Raw genomic sequence first — 19,132 nt, 5'->3', positions numbered from 1 at the left:
TTTGGCTTTGGCTTTGGCTTCGGCTTTGCCTTTACGCGTTGGCTTTAGGCGTTGGCTTCTACCGGCCGCTGGCCAGCAAAAACCAATCATTCAGGCGCCACCACGCCGCCCTTCCCCATCCGCGTTAACATGCGTGTTTTCCCCCGCAGGAACGCTTCCGGATGAGCCCCCGCCAGCCCCTTACCGTCGCCCTGATCCAGGAGCGCAACCACGGTGATGCCGCCGCCAACCTCGCCGTGATCGAATCCCGCGTCGCTGAAGCGGCCGCACAGGGTGCCAAGCTGATCCTGCTGCAGGAACTGCATAACGGCGCTTACTTCTGCCAGCACGAAAGCGTCGACGAATTCGACCTGGCCGAGCCGATCCCGGGCCCCAGCACCGAGCGCATCGGCGCACTGGCCAAGCAGCATGGCGTGGTCATCGTTGCCTCGCTGTTCGAACGCCGTGCCGCCGGCCTGTACCACAACACCGCAGTGGTGTTCGAAAAGGACGGCAGCCTGCTGGGCAAGTACCGCAAGATGCATATCCCGGACGACCCGGGTTTCTACGAAAAATTCTATTTCACCCCGGGCGACCTCGGCTTCACCCCGATCGATACCTCGGTCGGTCGCCTCGGCGTGCTGGTGTGCTGGGACCAGTGGTATCCGGAAGCGGCGCGCCTGATGGCGCTGGCCGGTGCCGAACTGCTGCTCTATCCGACCGCCATCGGCTGGGATCCGGATGACCAGCAGGATGAAAAGAACCGCCAGCGCGATGCCTGGGTACTCAGCCACCGCGGCCATGCCGTCGCCAATGGCGTGCCGGTGCTCAGCTGCAACCGCGTCGGCCATGAGCCCTCGCCGATGGGCGCCTCGGGCATCCGGTTCTGGGGCAACAGCCACGTGGTGGGTCCGCAGGGCGAGTTCATCGCCGAAGCCGGCGGCGAGGAAACCATCCTCGTGTGCGAGGTCGACCTGCAGCGCAGCGAGCACGTGCGGCGTATCTGGCCGTTCCTGCGCGACCGCCGCATCGACGCCTACGGCGACCTGCTGAAGCGTTACATCGACTGATTCCCTGCCGGAACCTGCGCCCATGGCCGTGCTTATCCGTGATGTCAGCGAGGCTGACATCGCCGCGATCACCGCGATCTACGCGGTGGAAGTGACCGACTTCGTCAACACCTACGAGTACGACATCCCGGATGCGGCCGAAATGCAGCGACGGATGCAGGACATCGTCGCCCGTGGCTTCCCGTACCTGGTCGCCGAAGTCGACGGCGAGGTGGCCGGCTATGCCTACGCCAATACCTACCGCACCCGCGTGGCCTACCAGTGGACGGTGGAAAATTCGGTCTACGTCGATGCGCGCTTCCAGGGCCAGCGCGTCGGCACCACGCTGCTGCAGGCGCTGATCGATGCCTGCACCGCGCGCGGTTACCGGCAGATGGTCGCGGTCATCGGCGAACCCACCAATACCGCCTCCATCAAGCTGCACGAGCGCTTCGGCTTCCATCTGGTCGGCGTGTTCCAGGGCCTGGGCCGCAAGCACGGCCGCTGGCTGGACACCGTTCAGATGCAACGTGCACTGGGCGATGGCGCTGACAGCGCCCCAACAAACGAGTAAACGCATGACTGACACCCTCCTTCCCTCCACCGACGTGACGGCAGGCGATACGCTGTTTGCCGGCCAGCCGGTGCGCATCGTCGAACGCGATGGCGTGCGCTACACCCTGCTGGGCACCGCGCACGTGTCGCACGCCAGCGTGGAAGCGGTGGAAAAGGCCATCCACAGCGGTCGCTTCGATGCGGTCGCGGTGGAACTGGATCCGCAGCGCCTGCAGGCGCTGACCGAGCCGGACACGCTGGCCAAGCTGGACCTGGTGGAAGTGATCCGCAAGGGCCGCGTGGCGCTGTTCGCCGCCAACCTTGCGCTGTCGGCATACCAGCGTCGGTTGGCGGAACAACTGGGCATCGAGCCGGGCGCTGAACTCAAGCGCGCGGTGCTGCTGGCCCGGGAACAGGGCCTGCCGGTGCACCTGATCGACCGTGAGGTAGGGCTGACCTTCAAGCGCGCTTCGGCGCAGCTGGGCTTCTTCGGCAAGATCAAGCTGATGACCGGGCTGGCCGCCGGCCTGTTCTCGTCCGACGAGGTCGGCACGGACGAAATCGAAAAGCTCAAGCAGGGCGACATGCTGGAGTCCAGCTTCGGCGAGTTCGCCAAGGAAAGCCCTGCGCTGTACGACGCCATCATCGGTGAGCGCGACCGCTACATGGCCACCCGCCTGCGCGAGGAGCGTGCCCTGCAGGGTGCCGTGCCTGCCCAGCGCGAGGTGCTGGCGGTGGTCGGTGCGGGCCACCTTGCCGGCCTGGCGACGTATCTGGAAACCGACCACGACGCGCCGGTACCGCTGCGCGCGCAGCTGGAAGAAGTGGCGAAGAAGCGCAATATTCCCTGGTTCACGCTGGCCATCCTGGCCATCGTGGCGACCGGCATCGGCGTGGGTTTCTACCGCGGCGGGTTGGGCGTGGGCGGCGAGCTGCTGCTGACCTGGGCGATGTACACCGGCGGCCTGGCCGGCCTGGGCTGCCTGCTGGCCGGCAGCCATCCGCTGAGCATCCTCACCGCGATCGTGGTGGCACCGTTCAAACCGTTCCGCCTGAGCATTCCCACCGGCGCCTTCGCCGCGCTGGTGGAAGCGCGCCTGCGCAAGCCGGCCTACGAGGATTTCCTCAAGCTGCGCGACGATGCGCAGAGCCTGAAGGGCTGGTACCGCAACCGCGTCACCCGCGTGGTGCTGACCTTCATGCTGACCAACATCGGCAGCATGCTGGGCCTGTGGCTGACCGGTTTCCAGGTATGGGGCAAGGTCGCGGGGTAAAGAAGGGCAGCGCCGACCCAGGGTCGGCGAGTGCAGCGGGCCTCGTGCCCGACGATGCCCCCGTAGCGCCGACCCATGGTCGGCGAGCGCAGCGGGCCGTTGCCTGCCAGATCCCGCCGAGCGTGGCTCGGCGCTACCGCAGCGCTGGGGCGACCACGCCCCGGCCGCGGGCCTTGCCGATCAACCGCGCCGCCGCACTGCGTGCATCATCCAGCACCGCGTAGATGGTCGGCAGGAACAGCAGGCTGACCACGGTGGAGAACGCCAGCCCGCCGGCAATCGCGCGCGCCATCGGGTAGTACGGCGGGCCGTCGCCGAACATCTGCGTGTCGGTGAGCGAGATCGGCACCATCGCCAGGATCGCCGTGCCCATCGTCATCATGATCGGGCGCAGGCGCTCGCGTGAGCCTTCCACCAGCGCCTGGGTACGGGCCATGCCGCGCCGGCGCAGGTTGTTGATGTGCTCGATCATCACGATGCCGTTGTTCACCACCACGCCCATCAGCACCAGGATGCCGATGAAGGACATGATGCCGAACGAGGTGCCGGTCAGCCAGAACAGCCAGAACACCCCGAAGATCGAGAACAGCACCCCGCTCATGATCGCCGCCGGGAACAGCAGCGACTCGAACACCGCGGCCATCACCACGTAGATCATCAGCAGCGCGATCACCAGGTTGAACAGCATCTGCTGCATCGCCTCGTCATCGTTGCCGAAATCGCCGCCGTCGAAGCTGAAGCTGTAGCCGGCCGGGAAGTTCATCGGCTTGAGCACCGCCTCGATCGCCTTGCGCCCATCCGGGGCGGTGACCTTGTCGGCCAGGTTGGCCTTGATGGTCAGCGTGGTCTGCCGGTTGGTGCGGCCGATCTGCGTGGCCGAGGACAGGATCTCCACCGAGACCAGGCTCAGCAGCGGCACGGTGCGGCCATCGCCGGTGCGCACGCTGAAGCCATCCAGGTCCTCTGGCGTGCTCTGTTCGGCGCCGGCGAAACGCACCCATACCGGCACTTCGTTGTCACCGCGGCGGAACTCGCGCATCGGCGCGCCACGCAGCGCCAGGCCGACGAAACTGGCCACCTGTTCGGCGTTGAAGCCAAACGCGGCCGCGCGCTCGCGGTCGACCTTGATCGCCAGCTCGCTGCCCTTCTCGCCGTTGTCGATGCGCACGTCGCGCAGTTCCTTGCGCTGCGCCAGCAGCGGCAGGACTTCCTCGCCGATCTCCTGCAGCATCGAACTGGAATCACCGACCAGCTGCACCTGCACGCCGCTGTTGCTGCCGCCGGAGTCACCGCCCTGGTTGCCGACGAAGTAATCGGCACGCGCGGACTTCGGCAGGCCCTTGCGCAGTTCTTCCTGGATCGCCTTGAGACCCCCTGCGTGCGCCTCGTCCAGGGTCACGATGGTGGAACTGCCCTCGTCTTCGCTGTACCAGGAATACACCTGGGTGATGTGCAGCCGCTCGCGGTTGGCATCCAGCCAGTCTTCCACGCGCTTCACTTCATCGGACATCTGCCGGTAGGTGTAGGCGCTCTTCCACATGTAGCCGATGAACACGTCCTTGCCGCCTTCGCCACCGAACATGTCCACCTTGGTCAGTTTCATCGGCACCAGGCTGACCAGCACCACCAGCAGGATGCCGAGCAGGCTCCAGCCACGGTGGCGCAGGGTCCAGTCAAGCAGTACCGCATACCGGCCCTGCAGGCGCGCGATGACGCCCGTCCTGGAATGCAGCAGCTTGGGCGTGTCCATGCGCGCGGACAGCATCGGGATCAGGCTCACCGCCACCAGCCAGGACGCCAGCAGGGACACCGAGATGGTGATCGCGATCTGCGACATGAAGATGCTGATGTTGTTGGTTTCACCGAACAGGTTCGGGATGAACACGATGCAGTGGCACAGGGTGCCCGCGCTGAGCGCGATGGCCACGTTGCGGGTGCCGATGATCGAGGCCAGCCGCGGCTGGTCGGGCATCCGCTCGCGTTCCTGGTAGATGCTTTCCACCACCACCACCGCGTTGTCCACCAGCATGCCTACCGCCAGCAGCAGGCCCATCATGGTCAGGATGTTCAGCGTCACCCCGACGAAGTACATGAAGCCCAGGGTGATGATGAAGCAGATCGGGATGGCCAGGGTCACCATCAGCGTGGACGGCCAGTGGCGCAGGAAGAAGAACAGCACGGTGACCGACAGGATCAGGCCGACCGCACCGGCTTCGGCCAGTTCCAGCAGCGAGGACGTCACCGTCTTGCCCTGGTTGTCGATGACCTTGATCTGCACATCGCGCATGCTCGGTTGCGCGCGGATCGCCTCCACTTCGGCCAGCGCAGCGCGCGAGACTTCCACCAGGTTGGCGCTGCGCTCCTTGAAGATGTCCAGGCCGATCGCCGGATTGCCATCCAGGCGACGGCCATAGCTCATGCGGGTCGGCTTCAGGCGCACCTCGGCGATGTCGCCCAGGCGCAGTCCCTTGGCGTTGATCACCAGGTCGCGCATTTCCTGCAGGTCGGTGATTTCGCCCACCGGCTGCACGCGCACGCGCTGGCCGTTGTCGTCGATCTGCCCGGCCGACAAGGAGAAGTTCAACGTGCGCAGGCGCTCGCTGAGTTCATTGATGCTCAGCCCATGTGCGTTCAGCCGGTTCGGATCGATCGCGATCTCCACCTCGTTCGGTGGCGCGCCGGAGATGTTGACCCGGGCCACGCCGGGGATGCGTTCGATGCGCCGCTTGAACTCGCGGTCCAGCATGTCGTACGCGCCGGTCAGGTCGGTGTCGCTGGCCAGGCGAACCTTCAGCACCGGCTCGTCACTGCTGGACCACTTGAACACGTTGTAGCGCTGCAGGTCGTCGGGCAGGTCGGTGCGGATGGCATCGATGCGCTCGCGTGCATCGGACGCGGCGATGGCGATGTCGCGGTCCCAGTCACTGAACTCGATGAAGATGTTGGCCCCTTCGGAGGTGGCCGACGAACGCATCCGCTTGATTCCGGTCATCGTCGCCAGGCTCTCTTCCACCGGGCGGATCAAGGTGCGCTCCACTTCTTCAGGAGTGGAGCCGGTATAAGGGATCTGCACGAACAGGAACGGTGCGGTGATGTCCGGCAGCGCCTCCAGCGGCAGCCGGAACGAGGCGATCAGTCCCACCACCACCAGTGACACGAAACACATGATGGTGGTGACCGGGCGGCGGATGGAGAACTCGGCGATGCTCATGCCGGCTCCTCCCGTCCCTGCCCGGCGTCGGGCGCATCGAAGCCTGCGTCGTGGGCCAGCTTGCGGCCGCGCTCGCGATAGTACGCATCACCCTTGCGGTCCATCAGGTCATATACCACCGGAATCACCAGCAGCGTCAGCAGGGTGGACACCAGCAGGCCACCGATCACGGTGATCGCCATCGGCGCGCGCACTTCGGCGCCCTCGCCCATCGCCACCGCCAGCGGCAGGAAGCCGAACAGCGTACACAGGGTGGTCATGATGATCGGGCGCAGGCGCGAACGTGCGCCTTCCACCAGCGCCTCGTGCTTGGCCACGCCGGCTTCGCGCAGCTGGTTGACCTTGTCGATCAGGATGATCGCGTTCTTGGTCACCAGCCCGACCAGCAGGATCAGGCCGATGAACACCACCACCGAGATCGGCTTGCCGCTCAACAGCAGCGCCAGCACCGCGCCGACCAGGGCCAGCGGGATGGTGAACAGGATCACGAACGGATGCAGCAGCGATTCGAACTGCGAGGCCATCACCAGGTACACCAGGAAGATCGCCAGCCCGAAAGCGAAGATCAGCGAGCGCGCGGATTCTTCCAGCTCCTCGCCCTGCCCGCCGATGTGCATGCCCACCGCCGCGCCCAGCGGCTGTTCGGCCACCATCGCCTGCACTTCGCGCATCGCACCGCCCAGGTCGATGTCGCGCAGGTTGGCCGATACCACCGCCACCCGCGTCTGGTCGGCGCGATGGATCTCGCTCGGGCCGGTCGTGGCGACCACTTCAGCCACCGCGTCCAGGGTCACCGGACGGGTGCTGCCGGGATTGACGATCAGCCGGCGGATGCTGTCCACGCTGGCCCGGTCGCCCTGCTGCGCACGCACCAGCACATCGATCTTGCGATCGCGGAAGCTGTAACGGGTGGCAACGTCGCCGCGCACTTTCTTGACCACCACATCGGCGATCTGGCGGGTGGTCAGGCCCAGTGCACCGGCGCGCTCCTGGTCGAAGCGGATCTGGATTTCCGGGAAGCCTTCTTCCACCGTGGATTTGACGTCGGCGTAGTGCGCGTTGTTGCGCAGCATCGCCGCCAGCCGCTGCCCGGCCTGCTCCAGCGAGGCCATGTCCTGTCCGCGCAGCTCGATTTCCAGCGGCGTGGAGAAACTGAACAACGCCGGTCGTGCGAAGTCCACCTGCACGCCGGGATGCGAGGCCATGGTGTCGCGCAGGCGTTCGGTGATGGCCGCTTCGCTGCGTGCATCACCGCCGCCTTCCATCACCACGGTCAGCTTGCCGATGTTCTCGCCGCTTTCGGTCGGGCTGGCATCCAGCCGGGTGCCGGCGCCACTCACCCCGTACAGCGAGGCGATGCCTTCACCGGCGGCCTGCTTGCCATCGCCATGCGCCAGCTGCAGTTCGCGCACCAGCGCATCGGTCTGCTTCAGCGGCGTGCCGGCCGGCAGCTTCACGGTCATCTCGAAGCGGTCCTGCGCCAGCTGCGGGATCAGGTCCGCGCCGAGCATCGGCACCAGTGCCATGGTGGCCACGAAGGCCAGTGCCGCCAGCCCCAGCACCTTGCCGGGATGGGCCAGCGCACTGGGCAGCAGGCGCAGGTAGCCGCGTTCGGCACCGGCATACGGTTTCATCGCCATGTCGCTGGCCTTGCGCATCACCGGGCCGACCACCGCCACGATGCCGCGCCACACCCGCACCACCGCCCAGGCTACGCCGAAGAAGCTCCAGCGCAGGGCGGCCACGAAGCCGCGACGGCCGCCGGCCACCGGCTTCAACCAGCGGTTCTGCGGACGCCAGGCCTCGCCCGCCTGTTCCTCCGGGAACGCCAGCGGCGGGCGGCCCTTCAGTGAGCTCAGCATCGGGATCAACGTCATCGACACCAGCAGCGAGATCGCGATGGCGATCGCCACGGTCAGCGCCTGGTCGCGGAACAACTGCCCGGCGATGCCATCGACGAACACCAGCGGCAGGAACACCGCGATGGTGGTCAGGGTGGACGCCACCACCGCCATGCTCACCTCCCGCGTCCCCGCGATGGCGGCCTGCAGCACGCCCAGCCCGCGTTCGCGCGCCTTGGCGATGCTTTCCAGCACCACGATGGAATCGTCCACCACCAGGCCGGTGGCCAGGGCCAGGCCGCCCAGCGACATCACGTTCAAGCTCAGGCCCAGCTGGCCCATGAAGAAGAACGTGGCGATGATCGACACCGGCAGCGACAGGCTGATGACGAAGGTGCTCCAGCCATCGCGCAGGAACAGGAAGATGATCAGGATGGCCAGCAGTCCGCCGATCACCGCATCCTTCTTGACGTCGCTGATCGCGTGTTCGATAAAGCGCGACTGGTCTTCGACGGTGGTGAGCTCGGCATCGGACGGGAAGGTGGTCCTGATCTGCTCCAGCCGCGCGCGCAGGGCCTCGGCGGTGGCCACGGTATTGGCATCGCCTTCCTTGTAGATCGCCAGCTCCACCGCCTCCTTGCCGCCCAGCCGGATGATCGCCTCGCGTTCCTTGTATCCCTGGCGCACCGTGGCAACGTCCTTCAGCCGCACCGGCACGCCGTTGGCGATGACGCTGGACGTGCCGCCGGATGCACTCTGCGCCGCCGATGCGGCCGACATCGCCGCATCCGAGCCGGTCGCCGCAGCGATGGCGAACATCTGCGCCATCGCCGAATCGGCTGCGCTGCCATTGGACGACTGGGTGGTGATCAGCAGGTTGCGGATCTCTTCCAGATCGACGAACTGGTTGACGGTACGCACCAGGAAACGCTGCGACCCCTCTTCCAGGCGGCCGCCGGAGATGTTGATGTTCTCCTCTTTCAGGCGCTGGATGACGGTGTCGATCGGCAGGTTCAGCTGCGCCAGCTTCTGCTGGTCGATGTCCACCTGGATCTCATCTTCCAGGCCTCCGCCGACCTTCACTGCGGCCACGCCGGTGACCGGTTCCAGCTTCTTCTTCAGGTCTTCGTCGGCGTAGCGGCGCAGGCCGGTCAGTTCACGGATCGCCTCGGCGTCGGTGGCCGGTGCGTCCTTGCTGGAAATCACCAGCCGCATGATCGGTTCGGTCGAAGGATTGAAGCGCAGCAGCACCGGGGCCTTGGCCTCCAGTGGCAGGTTCAGCGCTTCCATCTTGTCGCGCACCTCCAGGCTGGCCTGGTCCATGTTGGTGCCCCAGGCGAACTCGAGCACCACATCGCTCTGGCCGGTGCGCGAGATCGACTTCAGCTTGCGCAGGTTCTTGACCACGCCGACCGCTTCTTCGACCGGCTCGGAGATCAGGGTTTCGATTTCAGACGGTGCCGCGCCGGTGTACTCGGTGCGCACCGTCAGCGTGGGATAGCTCAGGTCCGGCAGCAGGTTGACCTTCAGGCTGTTCAGCGCGATCAGCCCGAACAGGATCAGGGTGACCGTGCACATGGCGATGGTCACGCGGCGGCGGGTGGCGAACTCCACCAGGCCGCCGCCCATGCTGCCGGGGCCGTGGCCCTGGTGGGGGTCGCGACCGTGGTCGTTACCGGCCGATGTCATGGGGCGCTCCCTGCCTTGGCAGCGGGCGTGGCCTTGACCACCTGCTTGGGATCGGCGGGCACGATCACCTGCACCGCGGTGCCGTCGCGCAGCGCGACCTTGCCGGCGGTAACCACCTGGTCGCCTGCCGCCAGGCCCTCACGCACTTCCACCCAGGCGCCTTCGGCGTAGCCCAGCGTCACCGGTACCCGCGCGACCTTGCCGGCGCGCACGCGGAACACGGCCGGGTCACCATCGTCGAGCAGGGCCAGGCGCGGCACCACCAGCGCATCGGCGCGCTGGTCGTAATCGATGCGGATGCGGCCGAACATGCCCGGCTGCAGCGACTGCGCGCCGCCGTCGAAGGTGCTCACCACGCGGAACGTGCCGCTGCCGGAATCGACGACCGGCGAGATGCGATCGACCTGGCCGGTGAAGCGCTTACCCGGCAGTGCATCGGCCAGCAGGGTCACCGGCTGGCCGGCACGCAGCGTGGCCAGCTCGCGTTCGGGGACGTTGAGCGTGGCTTCCAGCCGCGAGTTGTCGACGATGCGGAAGATCGGCGTGTTGATCTGCACGAAATTGCCGGTCTTGATCGAACGCGAGGCGATCACCCCGGAGATCGGTGCGGTGACCGTGGTGTAGGAGAGTTCCAACGTGGCCAGCCGATACTGCGCGCGGGCGTTCTCCACGTCGTAACGCAGCTGGTCGACATCGGCGGCGCTGACCATCTGCTGGCCCACCAGGCGGTTGGCGCGCTGGTAGTTGTTTTCCAGTTTGCGCATCACCGCTTCACTCTGTGCCACCGCCAGCCGCGCGCGGTCCGGATCCAGCCGCACCAGCGGCTGCCCGGCGCGCACCTGCTGGCCTTCTTCGACCAGCACGGCCAGCGCCACGCCGGAGGTCTTGGCCACCACCTGCGATTCGGCGCGCGGCTCCAGCGCGGCGGTGCCGGTGTAGCTGGCGGCCACGCCGCGATGGCTGGCCACCGCCACTTCCACCGGCACGGCATCGACCTTCTTCTGTTCGGACTTGCCGTCCTTGCCGTCCGCTGCCTTTGCTTCGTTGTTGGGGCCACCAGCACAGCCGGACATCAGCAGCGTGGTGGAGATGAGCAGCGCGGCGGCGCAGATTCCGCTGCGGCCGGCGGGCAGGAAGGCATGGCGTGACATCGTCGGGTCCCTGGGGATGCGTGAACAGGTGTGGTAGCAAAGTAATGCACCACCTCACGGGTACACCATATCCCAAAGGTCACGGTGACTTCACGCCGTCGGTCGGGCCGACCCCATTTCAGCAACATGAAACGAGCCGCTATACTCGGGCCGTTCCGTACCCCACGCCGGAACGACCAGACCCGTAGCCCGGAAACGACATCATGCGCCCGCAGCCGCTCGCCGCTTGTCTTGCTCTGGCCGTCCTCCTGCCCTTCGGGGCCGCCGTGGCCGCTCCTGCTCCTGCTTCACCCCCGTCCGCCCCTGCCGCTCCGGCGCCGCTTCCGGCCCCGCAGGCACCCGCGCCGGCCGCCGCCCTCACCGGCAATTTCGACAACGGCCGGGTCCTGGCGTACACCTGCCAGGGCTGCCACGGCATCACCGGTTACAAGAACGCCTACCCCAGCTACCGCGTGCCGAAGATCGGCGGGCAGAGCGAGCAGTACCTGCTGCAGGCCCTCACCGAGTACCGCCATGGCAAGCGTCGTCATCCGACCATGCAGGCGCAGTCGATGAGTTTCAGCGAACAGGAGATCGCCGATCTCGCTGTTTACCTGTCCACCGTCAAGTAAGGCACGCCTACATGTCGAAAGCCGCGCAGTTCACGCGTCATGCCATCGCCTTGTCCGTCGCCGTCCTGATGGCCGCCTGCTCGCCGTCGCATGAAGACAGCAGCACGCAGTCGCCCGACCAGCCGGGCCAGGCCAGTGGTGATCTCCCCGCTCCTTCATCGTCGGCGGGGCTGCCGGCCGGTCGCCTCGCCGCCGGTGAGGCCCGTGCGCAGGTCAAGGGCAAGGCCACCGGGCAGAGCTGCATCGACTGCCACGGTGCCGACGGCAATGCGCCGATCGACCCGACCTACCCCAAGCTGGGGGGGCAATACAGTGATTACCTGGCGCACGCGCTGCAGGCCTATCGTTCGGGCGATCGGCAGCACGCGTTGATGACCCCGCAGGCGACCGGCATCAGTGATCAGGAGATCGCCGACCTGGCCGCCTATTTCGCTTCCCGCCCGACCCAGCTGCGAGACCTGCACGGGGTGAAATGAGCACCGCCGACAACGCGTGAAGGCCAGCGGCCGTCACCTACCCGGCAATGACACGGTAGCGCCGACCCATGGTCGGCGAGCGCAGCGGCAACGGCCTGACGGCCAGCGGCCGTCACCTACCCGGCAATGACACGGTAGCGCCGACCCATGGTCGGCGAGCGCAGCGGCAAGGGCCTGACGGCCAGCGGCCGTCACTACCCCATCGAGCGAGTCAGGCGTCCAGTTCCTGCCAGCGCGCGTAGGCGGCATCCAGCTCGGCCTGCACCTTGGCCAGCTTCTGGTTGTGCGCGGCCATGTCCGGCGCGCTGCGCTGATAGAACGCGGGATCGTTCATCGCCGCCGTCAGCCCTTCGACGTCCTGTTCCAGCGTTTCGATCTTCTGCGGCAGTTGTTCCAGTTCGCGCGCGTCCTTGTAGCTGAGCTTGCGCTTGGCCGGCACCACCTCAGCCGCCGCCACGGCCGCCGGGGCGGCAGCGGCTGCCGGACGGCTGGCCACCACCGGCGCGTTGGCCTGCTGCGCGGCCACGAAAGCCGCATGCCGCTGCCAGTCGCTGTAGCCACCCACGTAGTCACCGACCACGCCCTCGCCTTCCATCACCAGCGTGGAGGTCACCACGTTGTCCAGGAAGTCACGGTCATGGCTGACCAGCAGCAGCGTGCCGGTGTAATCACCCAGCAGCTCTTCCAGCAGCTCCAGCGTTTCCACGTCCAGGTCGTTGGTCGGTTCGTCCATCACCAGCAGGTTGGACGGCTGCGCGAACAGCTTGGCCAGCAGCAGGCGGTTGCGCTCACCGCCGGACAGGCGGGTGATCGGCGCGCGCGCCCGTTCCGGGGTGAACAGGAAGTCCTGCAGGTAGGCGTGCACGTGCTTGCGCTTGCCGTTGAACTCGATGAAGTCGCGGCCTTCGGCCACGTTCTCGATGGCCGTCCAGTCTTCGCGCAGCACCGAGCGGTACTGGTCGAAATAGGCGATTTCCAGGTTGGTACCGGCGCGCACTTCACCGCGGTCCGGTGCCAGGTCGCCCAGCAGCAGCTTCAGCAGCGTGGTCTTGCCACTGCCGTTGGGACCGATCAGGCCGATGCGGTCGCCACGCAGGATGGTGGCGGAGAAATCGCGCACCATGCAGCGCTCGCCGAAGGAGAACGATACGTCCTTGATGTCGATGACCTTCTTGCCGGAATTGGCCGCCTGGGCCGCTTCCATCCGGACGTTGCCACTGATCTCGCGGCGCGACGAGCGCTCGTTGCGCATCGCTTCCAGGCGGCGCACGCGGCCTTCGTCGCGGGTACGGCGGGCCTTGATGCCCTGCCGGATCCACACTTCTTCCTGCGCCAGCATCTTGTCGAAACGGGCGTTTTCCTGTGCCTGTGCGTTGAGCCGTTCTTCGCGGCGGCGCTCGTAGTTGGCCCAGTCGCCCGGCCAGCTGGTGACCTGCCCGCGATCGATTTCCACGATGCGGGTGGCCAGCGCGCGCAGGAAGCGACGGTCATGGGTCACGAACACAACGCTGCCGTTCCAGTTCTTCAGGAACATTTCCAGCCAGTCGATGGCTTCGATGTCCAGGTGGTTGGTCGGTTCGTCCAGCAGCAGCAGGTCCGGGCTGGACACCAGCGCCCGGCCCAGCAGCACCCGGCGCTTCATGCCGCCGGACAGGCGCGCGAATTCGGCATCGCCGTCCAGGTCGAGCTTGGTCAGGGTTTCGCTGACGCGCTGGTCCAGGCCCCAGCCGTTGGCGGCATCGATCTTGGCCTGCACCGCGCCCAATGCATCGCCGTCGAACTCTTCGGCCACGCTCAGGTGATGGAATTCGGCCAGCCACTGGCCCAGTTCGCCCAGGCCTTCGGCGACCACGTCGAACACGCTGCCGGCGGCGCCATGCGGCACCTCCTGTTCCAGCCGGGTCACGCGGACGCCCTGCTGGACGCGGACTTCGCCATCATCGGGCTTGTGGTCGCCGGACAGCAGCTTGAGCAAAGTGGATTTGCCGGCGCCGTTGCGGCCGATCAGGGCGATACGCTCGCCCGGCTCGATCGACAGTTCGGCTTTTTCCAGCAACAACGGGCCGCCGACGCTGAAGTCGACGTTCTGCAAGGTAATCAGGGGCATGCGGGTATTGTAAGGGGTTAACCCCGTACAATGCGCCATGAATGAATTCTCGACCCTGCCGCTGAGCCCGGCCCTTCAGCCTGGCCTGGAAGCGCTCGGCTACACCACCCTCACCGCCATCCAGGCGCGCAGCCTGCCGGCCATCCTCGACCGCCGCGATGTGATCGCCCAGGCCCCCACCGGCAGCGGCAAGACCGCCGCCTTCGGGCTGGGCCTGCTGCAGGCACTGGATCCGGCCACCCAGCGGGTGCAGGCGCTGGTGCTGTGCCCCACCCGCGAACTGGCCGACCAGGTCGGCAAGCAGATCCGCAAGCTGGCCACCGGCATCCCGAACATGAAGCTGCTGGTGCTGACCGGCGGTTCGCCGCTGGCGCCGCAGCTTGCCTCGCTGGAAGCCCACCACCCGCATGTAGTGGTCGGCACCCCCGGCCGCGTGCAGGAACTGGCACGCAAGCGCGCGCTGAACCTCGGCGCGGTGCGCACGCTGGTGCTGGACGAAGGCGACCGCATGCTGGACATGGGCTTTGAAGAGCCGATCCGCGAGATCGCCGGGCGCACCCACAAGGACCGCCAGACGCTGCTGTTCTCGGCCACCTTCCCCGATGCGATCCGCGCGATCGGCCGCGACGTGCTGCGCGATCCGGTGGAAGTGACGGTGGACGGCGCCGACGATGCCCCCTCCATCCGCCACCTGTTCTGCGAAGTGGAGCCGGCGCACCGGCAGAAGGCGCTGGCCGGGCTGCTGCTGAAGTACACGCCGGAATCGGCGGTGGTGTTCTGCAACACCCGCAAGGATGTCGACGAAGTCGCCAATTCGCTGCAGCAGTTCGGCTTCTCCTCGCTGGCCCTGCACGGCGACATGGAACAGCGCGACCGCGAAGAAGTGCTGGTGCGTTTCGCCAACCGCAGCTGCAACGTGCTGGTGGCCAGCGACGTGGCCGCGCGCGGGCTGGACGTGGAAGACCTGGCGATGGTGATCAACTACGAACTGCCGACCGACATCGAAACCTACCAGCACCGCGTCGGCCGTACCGGTCGCGCCGGGGCCAGCGGCATGGCGATCAGCCTGGTGGCCGGCCGTGAAAAGTCCCGCGCCGAGGCCCTGGAAGCGCAGCGTGGCACGCCGCTGGACTGGCAGAAGACGCCGCTGGCGACCTCGCGCCCGGCCGAACTGCCGCAGGCCGCCATGCGCACCCTGCGCATCGACGGTGGCAAGACCGACAAGCTGCGCCCCGGTGACATCCTGGGTGCGCTGACCGGCGATGCCGGCCTGGCCGGCAAGCACATCGGCAAGATCGCGATCTACCCCACGCGTTCGTACGTGGCCATCGCCCGCGAGCACGCCAACCGGGCCGTGGCCAAGCTGGAAGAAGGCAAGATCAAGGGCCGCAGGTTCCGCACCCGCGTGATGTAAGCCGGCAGCGGTGACGACCAACGGTCGTCACCCACCGGGGCGAAGCGTTGACGGCCAGCGGCCGTCACTACCGATGCTGAGCGTTGACGGCCAGCGGCCGTCACTACCCAGGGATGCCCCGGTTGCGCGGCGCGCGGGCGGTTGCTTCAGTAAACCAGTTCGGTGTGCAGCGGCAGGCCGGCTTCCCAGCGGGCACGGCCGCCCAGTCCGTCCAGTTCCACCAGTACGCCGGCGCCGATCACGTCCACGCCCAGTCGACGCACCAGCGACAGCGCTGCCACCAGCGTGCCGCCGGTCGCCAGTACGTCATCGATGATCGCCACGCGGGCACCGGCCGGAAGGGCGTCGGCATGCACTTCTATGCAGTCGCTGCGGTATTCCAGCGTGTATTCCTCGCGCAGCACCTTGCCCGGCAGCTTGCCCGGCTTGCGCACCGGCACGAAGCCCACGCCCAGCTCCAGCGCCATCGCCGCGCCAAGGATGAAGCCACGCGACTCGATGCCGACCACCGCATCCAGCTGCAGGTCGCGCCAGCGGGCGCTCATGGCCTGGATCGCCGCACGGAAATCATCGCCATCGGCGAGCAGCGGCATGATGTCCTTGAACAGGATGCCCGGCTTGGGGAAATCAGCGATGTCGCGCAGGCGCGATGCCCACTGCGGTTCGACGTGTGCGTCGGTCATTGCAAGGCCAGCGTTGTAGGGCGGCATAGGGTAACAGGCCGCCTGCCGGCCCGCTGTCGCCGGCCTCGCATTGCGTGCCTGTGTCGGTGCGTTCCACCGGTGATGTGCTGCGTTGACGCCAAAATCGCACACACGTGCGATAATCGCCGTAACCGGTCATTCACCTCGTTTCCGCGATAAGCACGGGAACGCCAGCCCCTTCCATACAGGAAGCGGGCTGCGGGAATGCCGACGGTCCCCGCCACGCAGCTGCGCGCGCGGGCCTGCCTGGTCCTTCCGGCCGGGTTTCGAATGTAGAGGTTCATGCAACGTGGACGAGAAAACGAAGATCCCGGCCGTGTGTCGCGTGCTGGTCATCCTGCTTGGCATCCTGGTATCGCTGTTCGGCCTGACCCTGCTGGTCGGCGGCGTGCGCCTGCTGACGCTGGGCGGCAGCGCCTATTTCGCCCTGATGGGCGCGATCACCCTGCTGGCCGGCGTGCTGCTGGTGCTGCGTCGCCCGCTGGGCGCGCTGCTGTTCGGCGGCGCCTTCGTGGCGACGCTGGTGTGGTCGGTGGTCGATGCCGGCCTTGAGTTCTGGCCGCTGGTCTCGCGGCTGGTGATGCCGGCGGTGCTGGCGATGCTGGTCGCGCTGAGCTGGCCGGTGCTGCGTCGCAGCCGTGGCCTGCCCGCTGGCCGCGGGGGTTACGCCGTCGCCGCGCTGCTGCTGGTCGGGCTGCTCGGCACCGGCGCGGCGGCCTTCCAGCCGCGTCCGGTGGTGGCTGCCGCCGGCACGCGCCCGGCAGTGACCCCGGTCGCCGCAGGCAGCGAGCAACGCGACTGGGCGCACTGGGGCAACACCACCGCCGGCACCCGCTTCGCCGCGCTGGACCAGATCACGCTGGACAACGTGGACCAGCTGCAGGTGGCCTGGACGGCGCGCACCGGCGATGTGCCGGAGAGCAACGGGTTCGGCGCCGAAGACCAGAACACCCCGCTGCAGATCGGCGACACCCTGTTCCTGTGCACCCCGCACAACCGGGTGATCGCCGTCGACGCCGATACCGGCAAGCAGCGCTGGGCTTTCGATCCCAAGGCCACCGCGCCGAACTGGCAGCGCTGCCGCGGGCTGGGTTACTTCGATGCCGATCTTGCGCCGGCGCCGGCCCCGGTCGCCGGGGTCGCCTCCCCGACCGCCCCGGCGTTGTGCCGCAAGCGCATCCTGATGACCTCCATCGATGCGCGGCTGTTCGCGCTGGATGCCGCCACCGGTGCCCCCTGCCCGGACTTCGGCAGCAATGGCGTGGTCGACCTCAAGCAGGGCATGGGCGAGATCAAGCCCGGCTTCTTCACCATCACCGCCGCCCCGCTGGTGGCCGGTGAACTGATCGTCGTCGGCGGCCGCGTGGCCGACAACATCGAAGTCAACGAGCCCTCCGGCGTGGTGCGCGCCTTCAACGTGCGCACCGGTGCCCTGGCCTGGGTCTGGGACCTTTCCAGGGAAACCCCGGACGTACCGCTGGATCCGTCGGTGGAATACACCCGCGCCACGCCGAACGTGTGGACGTCGATGGCGTACGACGCGCAGCTGGGCCTGGTCTACCTGCCCACCGGCAACACCACGCCGGACCAGTGGGCCGGACAGCGCACGCCGCAGGACGACAAGTACAGCTCGGCCGTGGTCGCCCTCGACGTGGCTACCGGCAAGGAACGCTGGGTCTACCAGACCGTGCACCACGACCTGTGGGACTACGACCTGCCGGCGCAGCCGACGCTGACCGACGTACCCGACGGCAAGGGCGGCACGTTGCCGGCCCTGCTGCAGGTGACCAAGGCCGGCCAGGTGTTCATGCTCAACCGCCAGACCGGCCAGCCGATCGCCGCGGTGCAGGACATCCCCGCACCGCAGGGCAAGGCCCAGGGCGAGCGTTACTCCCCGACCCAGCGCCTGTCGGTGGGCCTGCCGCAGATCGGCGCGCAGACCCTGACCGAATCGGACATGTGGGGCGCCACGCCGATCGACCAGATGCTGTGCCGCATCCAGTTCAAGCAGTTCCGTTACGACGGCATGTTCACCCCGCCGGGCGAGGACCTCGCGCTGCAGTGGCCCGGGTCGCTGGGTGGCATGAACTGGGGCAGCGCATCGGTGGATCCGACCACCGGCTACCTGTTCGTCAATGACATGCGACTGGGCCTGTGGACCAAGCTGATCCCGCGCGCGCAGATGACCAGTGGCGATGGTGGCGTGGAAATGGGCGCCGCTTCGCAGACCGGCACGCCGTATGGTTCGCTGCGCGACCGCTTCCTGTCCAAGCTCGGCATTCCGTGCCAGAAGCCGCCGTTCGGCACGATGTCGGCGATCAACCTGGCGACCCGGCAGCTGGTCTGGCAGGTGCCGGTCGGCACGGTGCAGGACACCGGCCCGCTGGGCATCCGCATGCACCTGCCGATTCCGGTCGGCATGCCCACCCTGGGCGGTTCACTGGCCACCCAGTCCGGCCTGCTGTTCTTCGCCGGTACCCAGGACTTCTACCTGCGCGCCTACGACAGCCGCAGTGGCAAGGAAGTGTGGAAGGCGCGGCTTCCGGTAGGCAGCCAGGGCACGCCGATCACCTACGTGTCGCCGACCACCGGTCGCCAGTACGTGGTGATCTCCGCTGGCGGCGCACGCCAGTCACCGGATCGCGGTGACTACGTGATCGCCTACGCCCTGCCGTCGAAGTAAGCCACCTGCACGCACCGCGGTCACCCTGACCGCGGTGCCTGCGGTTTCGCATCTCCGGCGCCAGCACTTACCATGCACGATCACCGCGCGAACCTTCCGTACATGCCTGTTGTTCCCCCCAGTCGCCGTCCCAAGCCGTCCGCTGCCCTGCCCCAGGACCGTGGCCTGTCCCACGAACTGATGCAGCAGATCCAGGACAACCAGGGCGATCCGGATTTCATGACCTCGCTCGGCCGTGGGCTGGCGGTGATGAGTGTGTTCTCGCAGCACCCGCGCGAAGTCACCATGTCGCAGATCAGCAGCGAGACGGGTATTTCGCGCGCGGCCGTGCGGCGCGTGCTGCATACCCTGCAGAAACTGGGCTACGTCGGTGAACAGGGCCGTGGCT

General features: G+C 67.3%; 13 protein-coding genes. 8 read left to right on the top strand and 5 right to left on the bottom strand.

The genetic code is table 11. The features are described 5' to 3' along the window. Positions 1–161: 161 nt before the first annotated feature. From ABB28_RS16215 to ABB28_RS16205, 3 genes are read left to right on the top strand one after another with little or no spacing between them, the layout of a single operon-like run. Positions 162–1,049, top strand: a complete 888-nt coding sequence (locus tag ABB28_RS16215; protein ID WP_057687408.1) for a carbon-nitrogen hydrolase — start codon at positions 162–164, stop codon at positions 1,047–1,049. 22 nt (positions 1,050–1,071) lie between these two features. Next, on the top strand, positions 1,072–1,602 hold the full coding sequence (locus ABB28_RS16210) for a GNAT family N-acetyltransferase (RefSeq protein WP_057687407.1): 531 nt from the start codon (positions 1,072–1,074) through the stop codon (positions 1,600–1,602). Between the two features lie 4 nt (positions 1,603–1,606). After that, entirely contained in the window at positions 1,607–2,857 is a 1,251-nt protein-coding gene (locus tag ABB28_RS16205) for a TraB/GumN family protein (protein ID WP_057687406.1), read from the top strand. Positions 2,858–2,990: 133 nt separating this feature from the next. On the opposite strand, the gene ABB28_RS16200 is transcribed toward ABB28_RS16205, so the two are convergent. From ABB28_RS16200 to ABB28_RS16190, 3 genes are read right to left on the bottom strand one after another with little or no spacing between them, the layout of a single operon-like run. Further along, positions 2,991–6,068: an efflux RND transporter permease subunit gene (locus tag ABB28_RS16200; protein ID WP_057687405.1), complete on the bottom strand. Its 3,078-nt coding sequence runs from the start codon at positions 6,066–6,068 to the stop codon at positions 2,991–2,993. Beyond that, positions 6,065–9,598, bottom strand: coding sequence for an efflux RND transporter permease subunit (locus ABB28_RS16195; protein WP_057687404.1), 3,534 nt, complete (start codon positions 9,596–9,598; stop codon positions 6,065–6,067). Before ABB28_RS16195 ends, ABB28_RS16200 begins: the two co-directional genes overlap by 4 nt. Then, positions 9,595–10,749 carry an efflux RND transporter periplasmic adaptor subunit gene (locus ABB28_RS16190; RefSeq protein ID WP_057687403.1) on the bottom strand — a complete coding sequence of 385 codons (1,155 nt, stop codon included), beginning with the start codon at positions 10,747–10,749 and terminating at the stop codon, positions 9,595–9,597. Before ABB28_RS16190 ends, ABB28_RS16195 begins: the two co-directional genes overlap by 4 nt. A 203-nt stretch (positions 10,750–10,952) precedes the next feature. Here ABB28_RS16190 and ABB28_RS16185 point away from each other — a divergent pair, with 203 nt between their 5' ends. Together ABB28_RS16185 and ABB28_RS16180 are read left to right on the top strand one after the other, a co-directional pair. Beyond that, positions 10,953–11,360 carry a c-type cytochrome gene (locus ABB28_RS16185; RefSeq protein ID WP_042614923.1) on the top strand — a complete coding sequence of 136 codons (408 nt, stop codon included), beginning with the start codon at positions 10,953–10,955 and terminating at the stop codon, positions 11,358–11,360. Positions 11,361–11,371: 11 nt separating this feature from the next. Next, complete coding sequence (locus tag ABB28_RS16180) at positions 11,372–11,836, top strand: c-type cytochrome (protein WP_057687402.1); 465 nt, start codon at positions 11,372–11,374, stop codon at positions 11,834–11,836. 211 nt (positions 11,837–12,047) lie between these two features. On the opposite strand, the gene ABB28_RS16175 is transcribed toward ABB28_RS16180, so the two are convergent. Continuing rightward, entirely contained in the window at positions 12,048–13,943 is a 1,896-nt protein-coding gene (locus ABB28_RS16175) for an ATP-binding cassette domain-containing protein (protein ID WP_057687401.1), read from the bottom strand. 37 nt (positions 13,944–13,980) lie between these two features. Here ABB28_RS16175 and dbpA point away from each other — a divergent pair, with 37 nt between their 5' ends. Then, positions 13,981–15,357 carry an ATP-dependent RNA helicase DbpA gene (gene dbpA / locus ABB28_RS16170; RefSeq protein WP_057687400.1) on the top strand — a complete coding sequence of 459 codons (1,377 nt, stop codon included), beginning with the start codon at positions 13,981–13,983 and terminating at the stop codon, positions 15,355–15,357. Positions 15,358–15,503: 146 nt separating this feature from the next. Here the strand turns inward: dbpA and ABB28_RS16165 are convergent, their stop codons facing one another. After that, a complete protein-coding gene (locus ABB28_RS16165) occupies positions 15,504–16,040 on the bottom strand; it encodes an adenine phosphoribosyltransferase (RefSeq protein WP_057687399.1) in 537 nt (178 codons plus the stop codon). Positions 16,041–16,350: 310 nt separating this feature from the next. Between ABB28_RS16165 and ABB28_RS16160 the strand changes: the two genes are divergently transcribed. Then, complete coding sequence (locus tag ABB28_RS16160) at positions 16,351–18,744, top strand: membrane-bound PQQ-dependent dehydrogenase, glucose/quinate/shikimate family (RefSeq protein ID WP_057687398.1); 2,394 nt, start codon at positions 16,351–16,353, stop codon at positions 18,742–18,744. A 102-nt stretch (positions 18,745–18,846) separates the two neighbouring features. Continuing rightward, positions 18,847–19,132, top strand: a 286-nt coding sequence (locus ABB28_RS16155) for a helix-turn-helix domain-containing protein (protein ID WP_152983499.1), incomplete at its 3' end; no start/stop codon positions are given.

This window comes from Stenotrophomonas chelatiphaga (assembly GCF_001431535.1).
In the GTDB taxonomy this organism is placed as follows: Bacteria; Pseudomonadota; Gammaproteobacteria; order Xanthomonadales; family Xanthomonadaceae; genus Stenotrophomonas; species Stenotrophomonas chelatiphaga.
The sequence above is the reverse complement of the archived record's forward strand: the minus strand, read 5'-3'. Positions and strand labels throughout refer to the sequence as shown.

Excerpts from the sequence above, each read along its gene's own strand:
- ABB28_RS16215 (WP_057687408.1), top strand. The coding sequence starts at position 162 with ATGAGCCCCCGCCAGCCCCTTACCGTCGCCCTGATCCAGGAGCGCAAC.
- ABB28_RS16210 (WP_057687407.1), top strand. The coding sequence starts at position 1,072 with ATGGCCGTGCTTATCCGTGATGTCAGCGAGGCTGACATCGCCGCGATC.
- ABB28_RS16205 (WP_057687406.1), top strand. The coding sequence starts at position 1,607 with ATGACTGACACCCTCCTTCCCTCCACCGACGTGACGGCAGGCGATACG.
- ABB28_RS16200 (WP_057687405.1), bottom strand. The coding sequence starts at position 6,068 with ATGAGCATCGCCGAGTTCTCCATCCGCCGCCCGGTCACCACCATCATG.
- ABB28_RS16195 (WP_057687404.1), bottom strand. The coding sequence starts at position 9,598 with ATGACATCGGCCGGTAACGACCACGGTCGCGACCCCCACCAGGGCCAC.
- ABB28_RS16190 (WP_057687403.1), bottom strand. The coding sequence starts at position 10,749 with ATGTCACGCCATGCCTTCCTGCCCGCCGGCCGCAGCGGAATCTGCGCC.
- ABB28_RS16185 (WP_042614923.1), top strand. The coding sequence starts at position 10,953 with ATGCGCCCGCAGCCGCTCGCCGCTTGTCTTGCTCTGGCCGTCCTCCTG.
- ABB28_RS16180 (WP_057687402.1), top strand. The coding sequence starts at position 11,372 with ATGTCGAAAGCCGCGCAGTTCACGCGTCATGCCATCGCCTTGTCCGTC.
- ABB28_RS16175 (WP_057687401.1), bottom strand. The coding sequence starts at position 13,943 with ATGCCCCTGATTACCTTGCAGAACGTCGACTTCAGCGTCGGCGGCCCG.
- dbpA (WP_057687400.1), top strand. The coding sequence starts at position 13,981 with ATGAATGAATTCTCGACCCTGCCGCTGAGCCCGGCCCTTCAGCCTGGC.
- ABB28_RS16165 (WP_057687399.1), bottom strand. The coding sequence starts at position 16,040 with ATGACCGACGCACACGTCGAACCGCAGTGGGCATCGCGCCTGCGCGAC.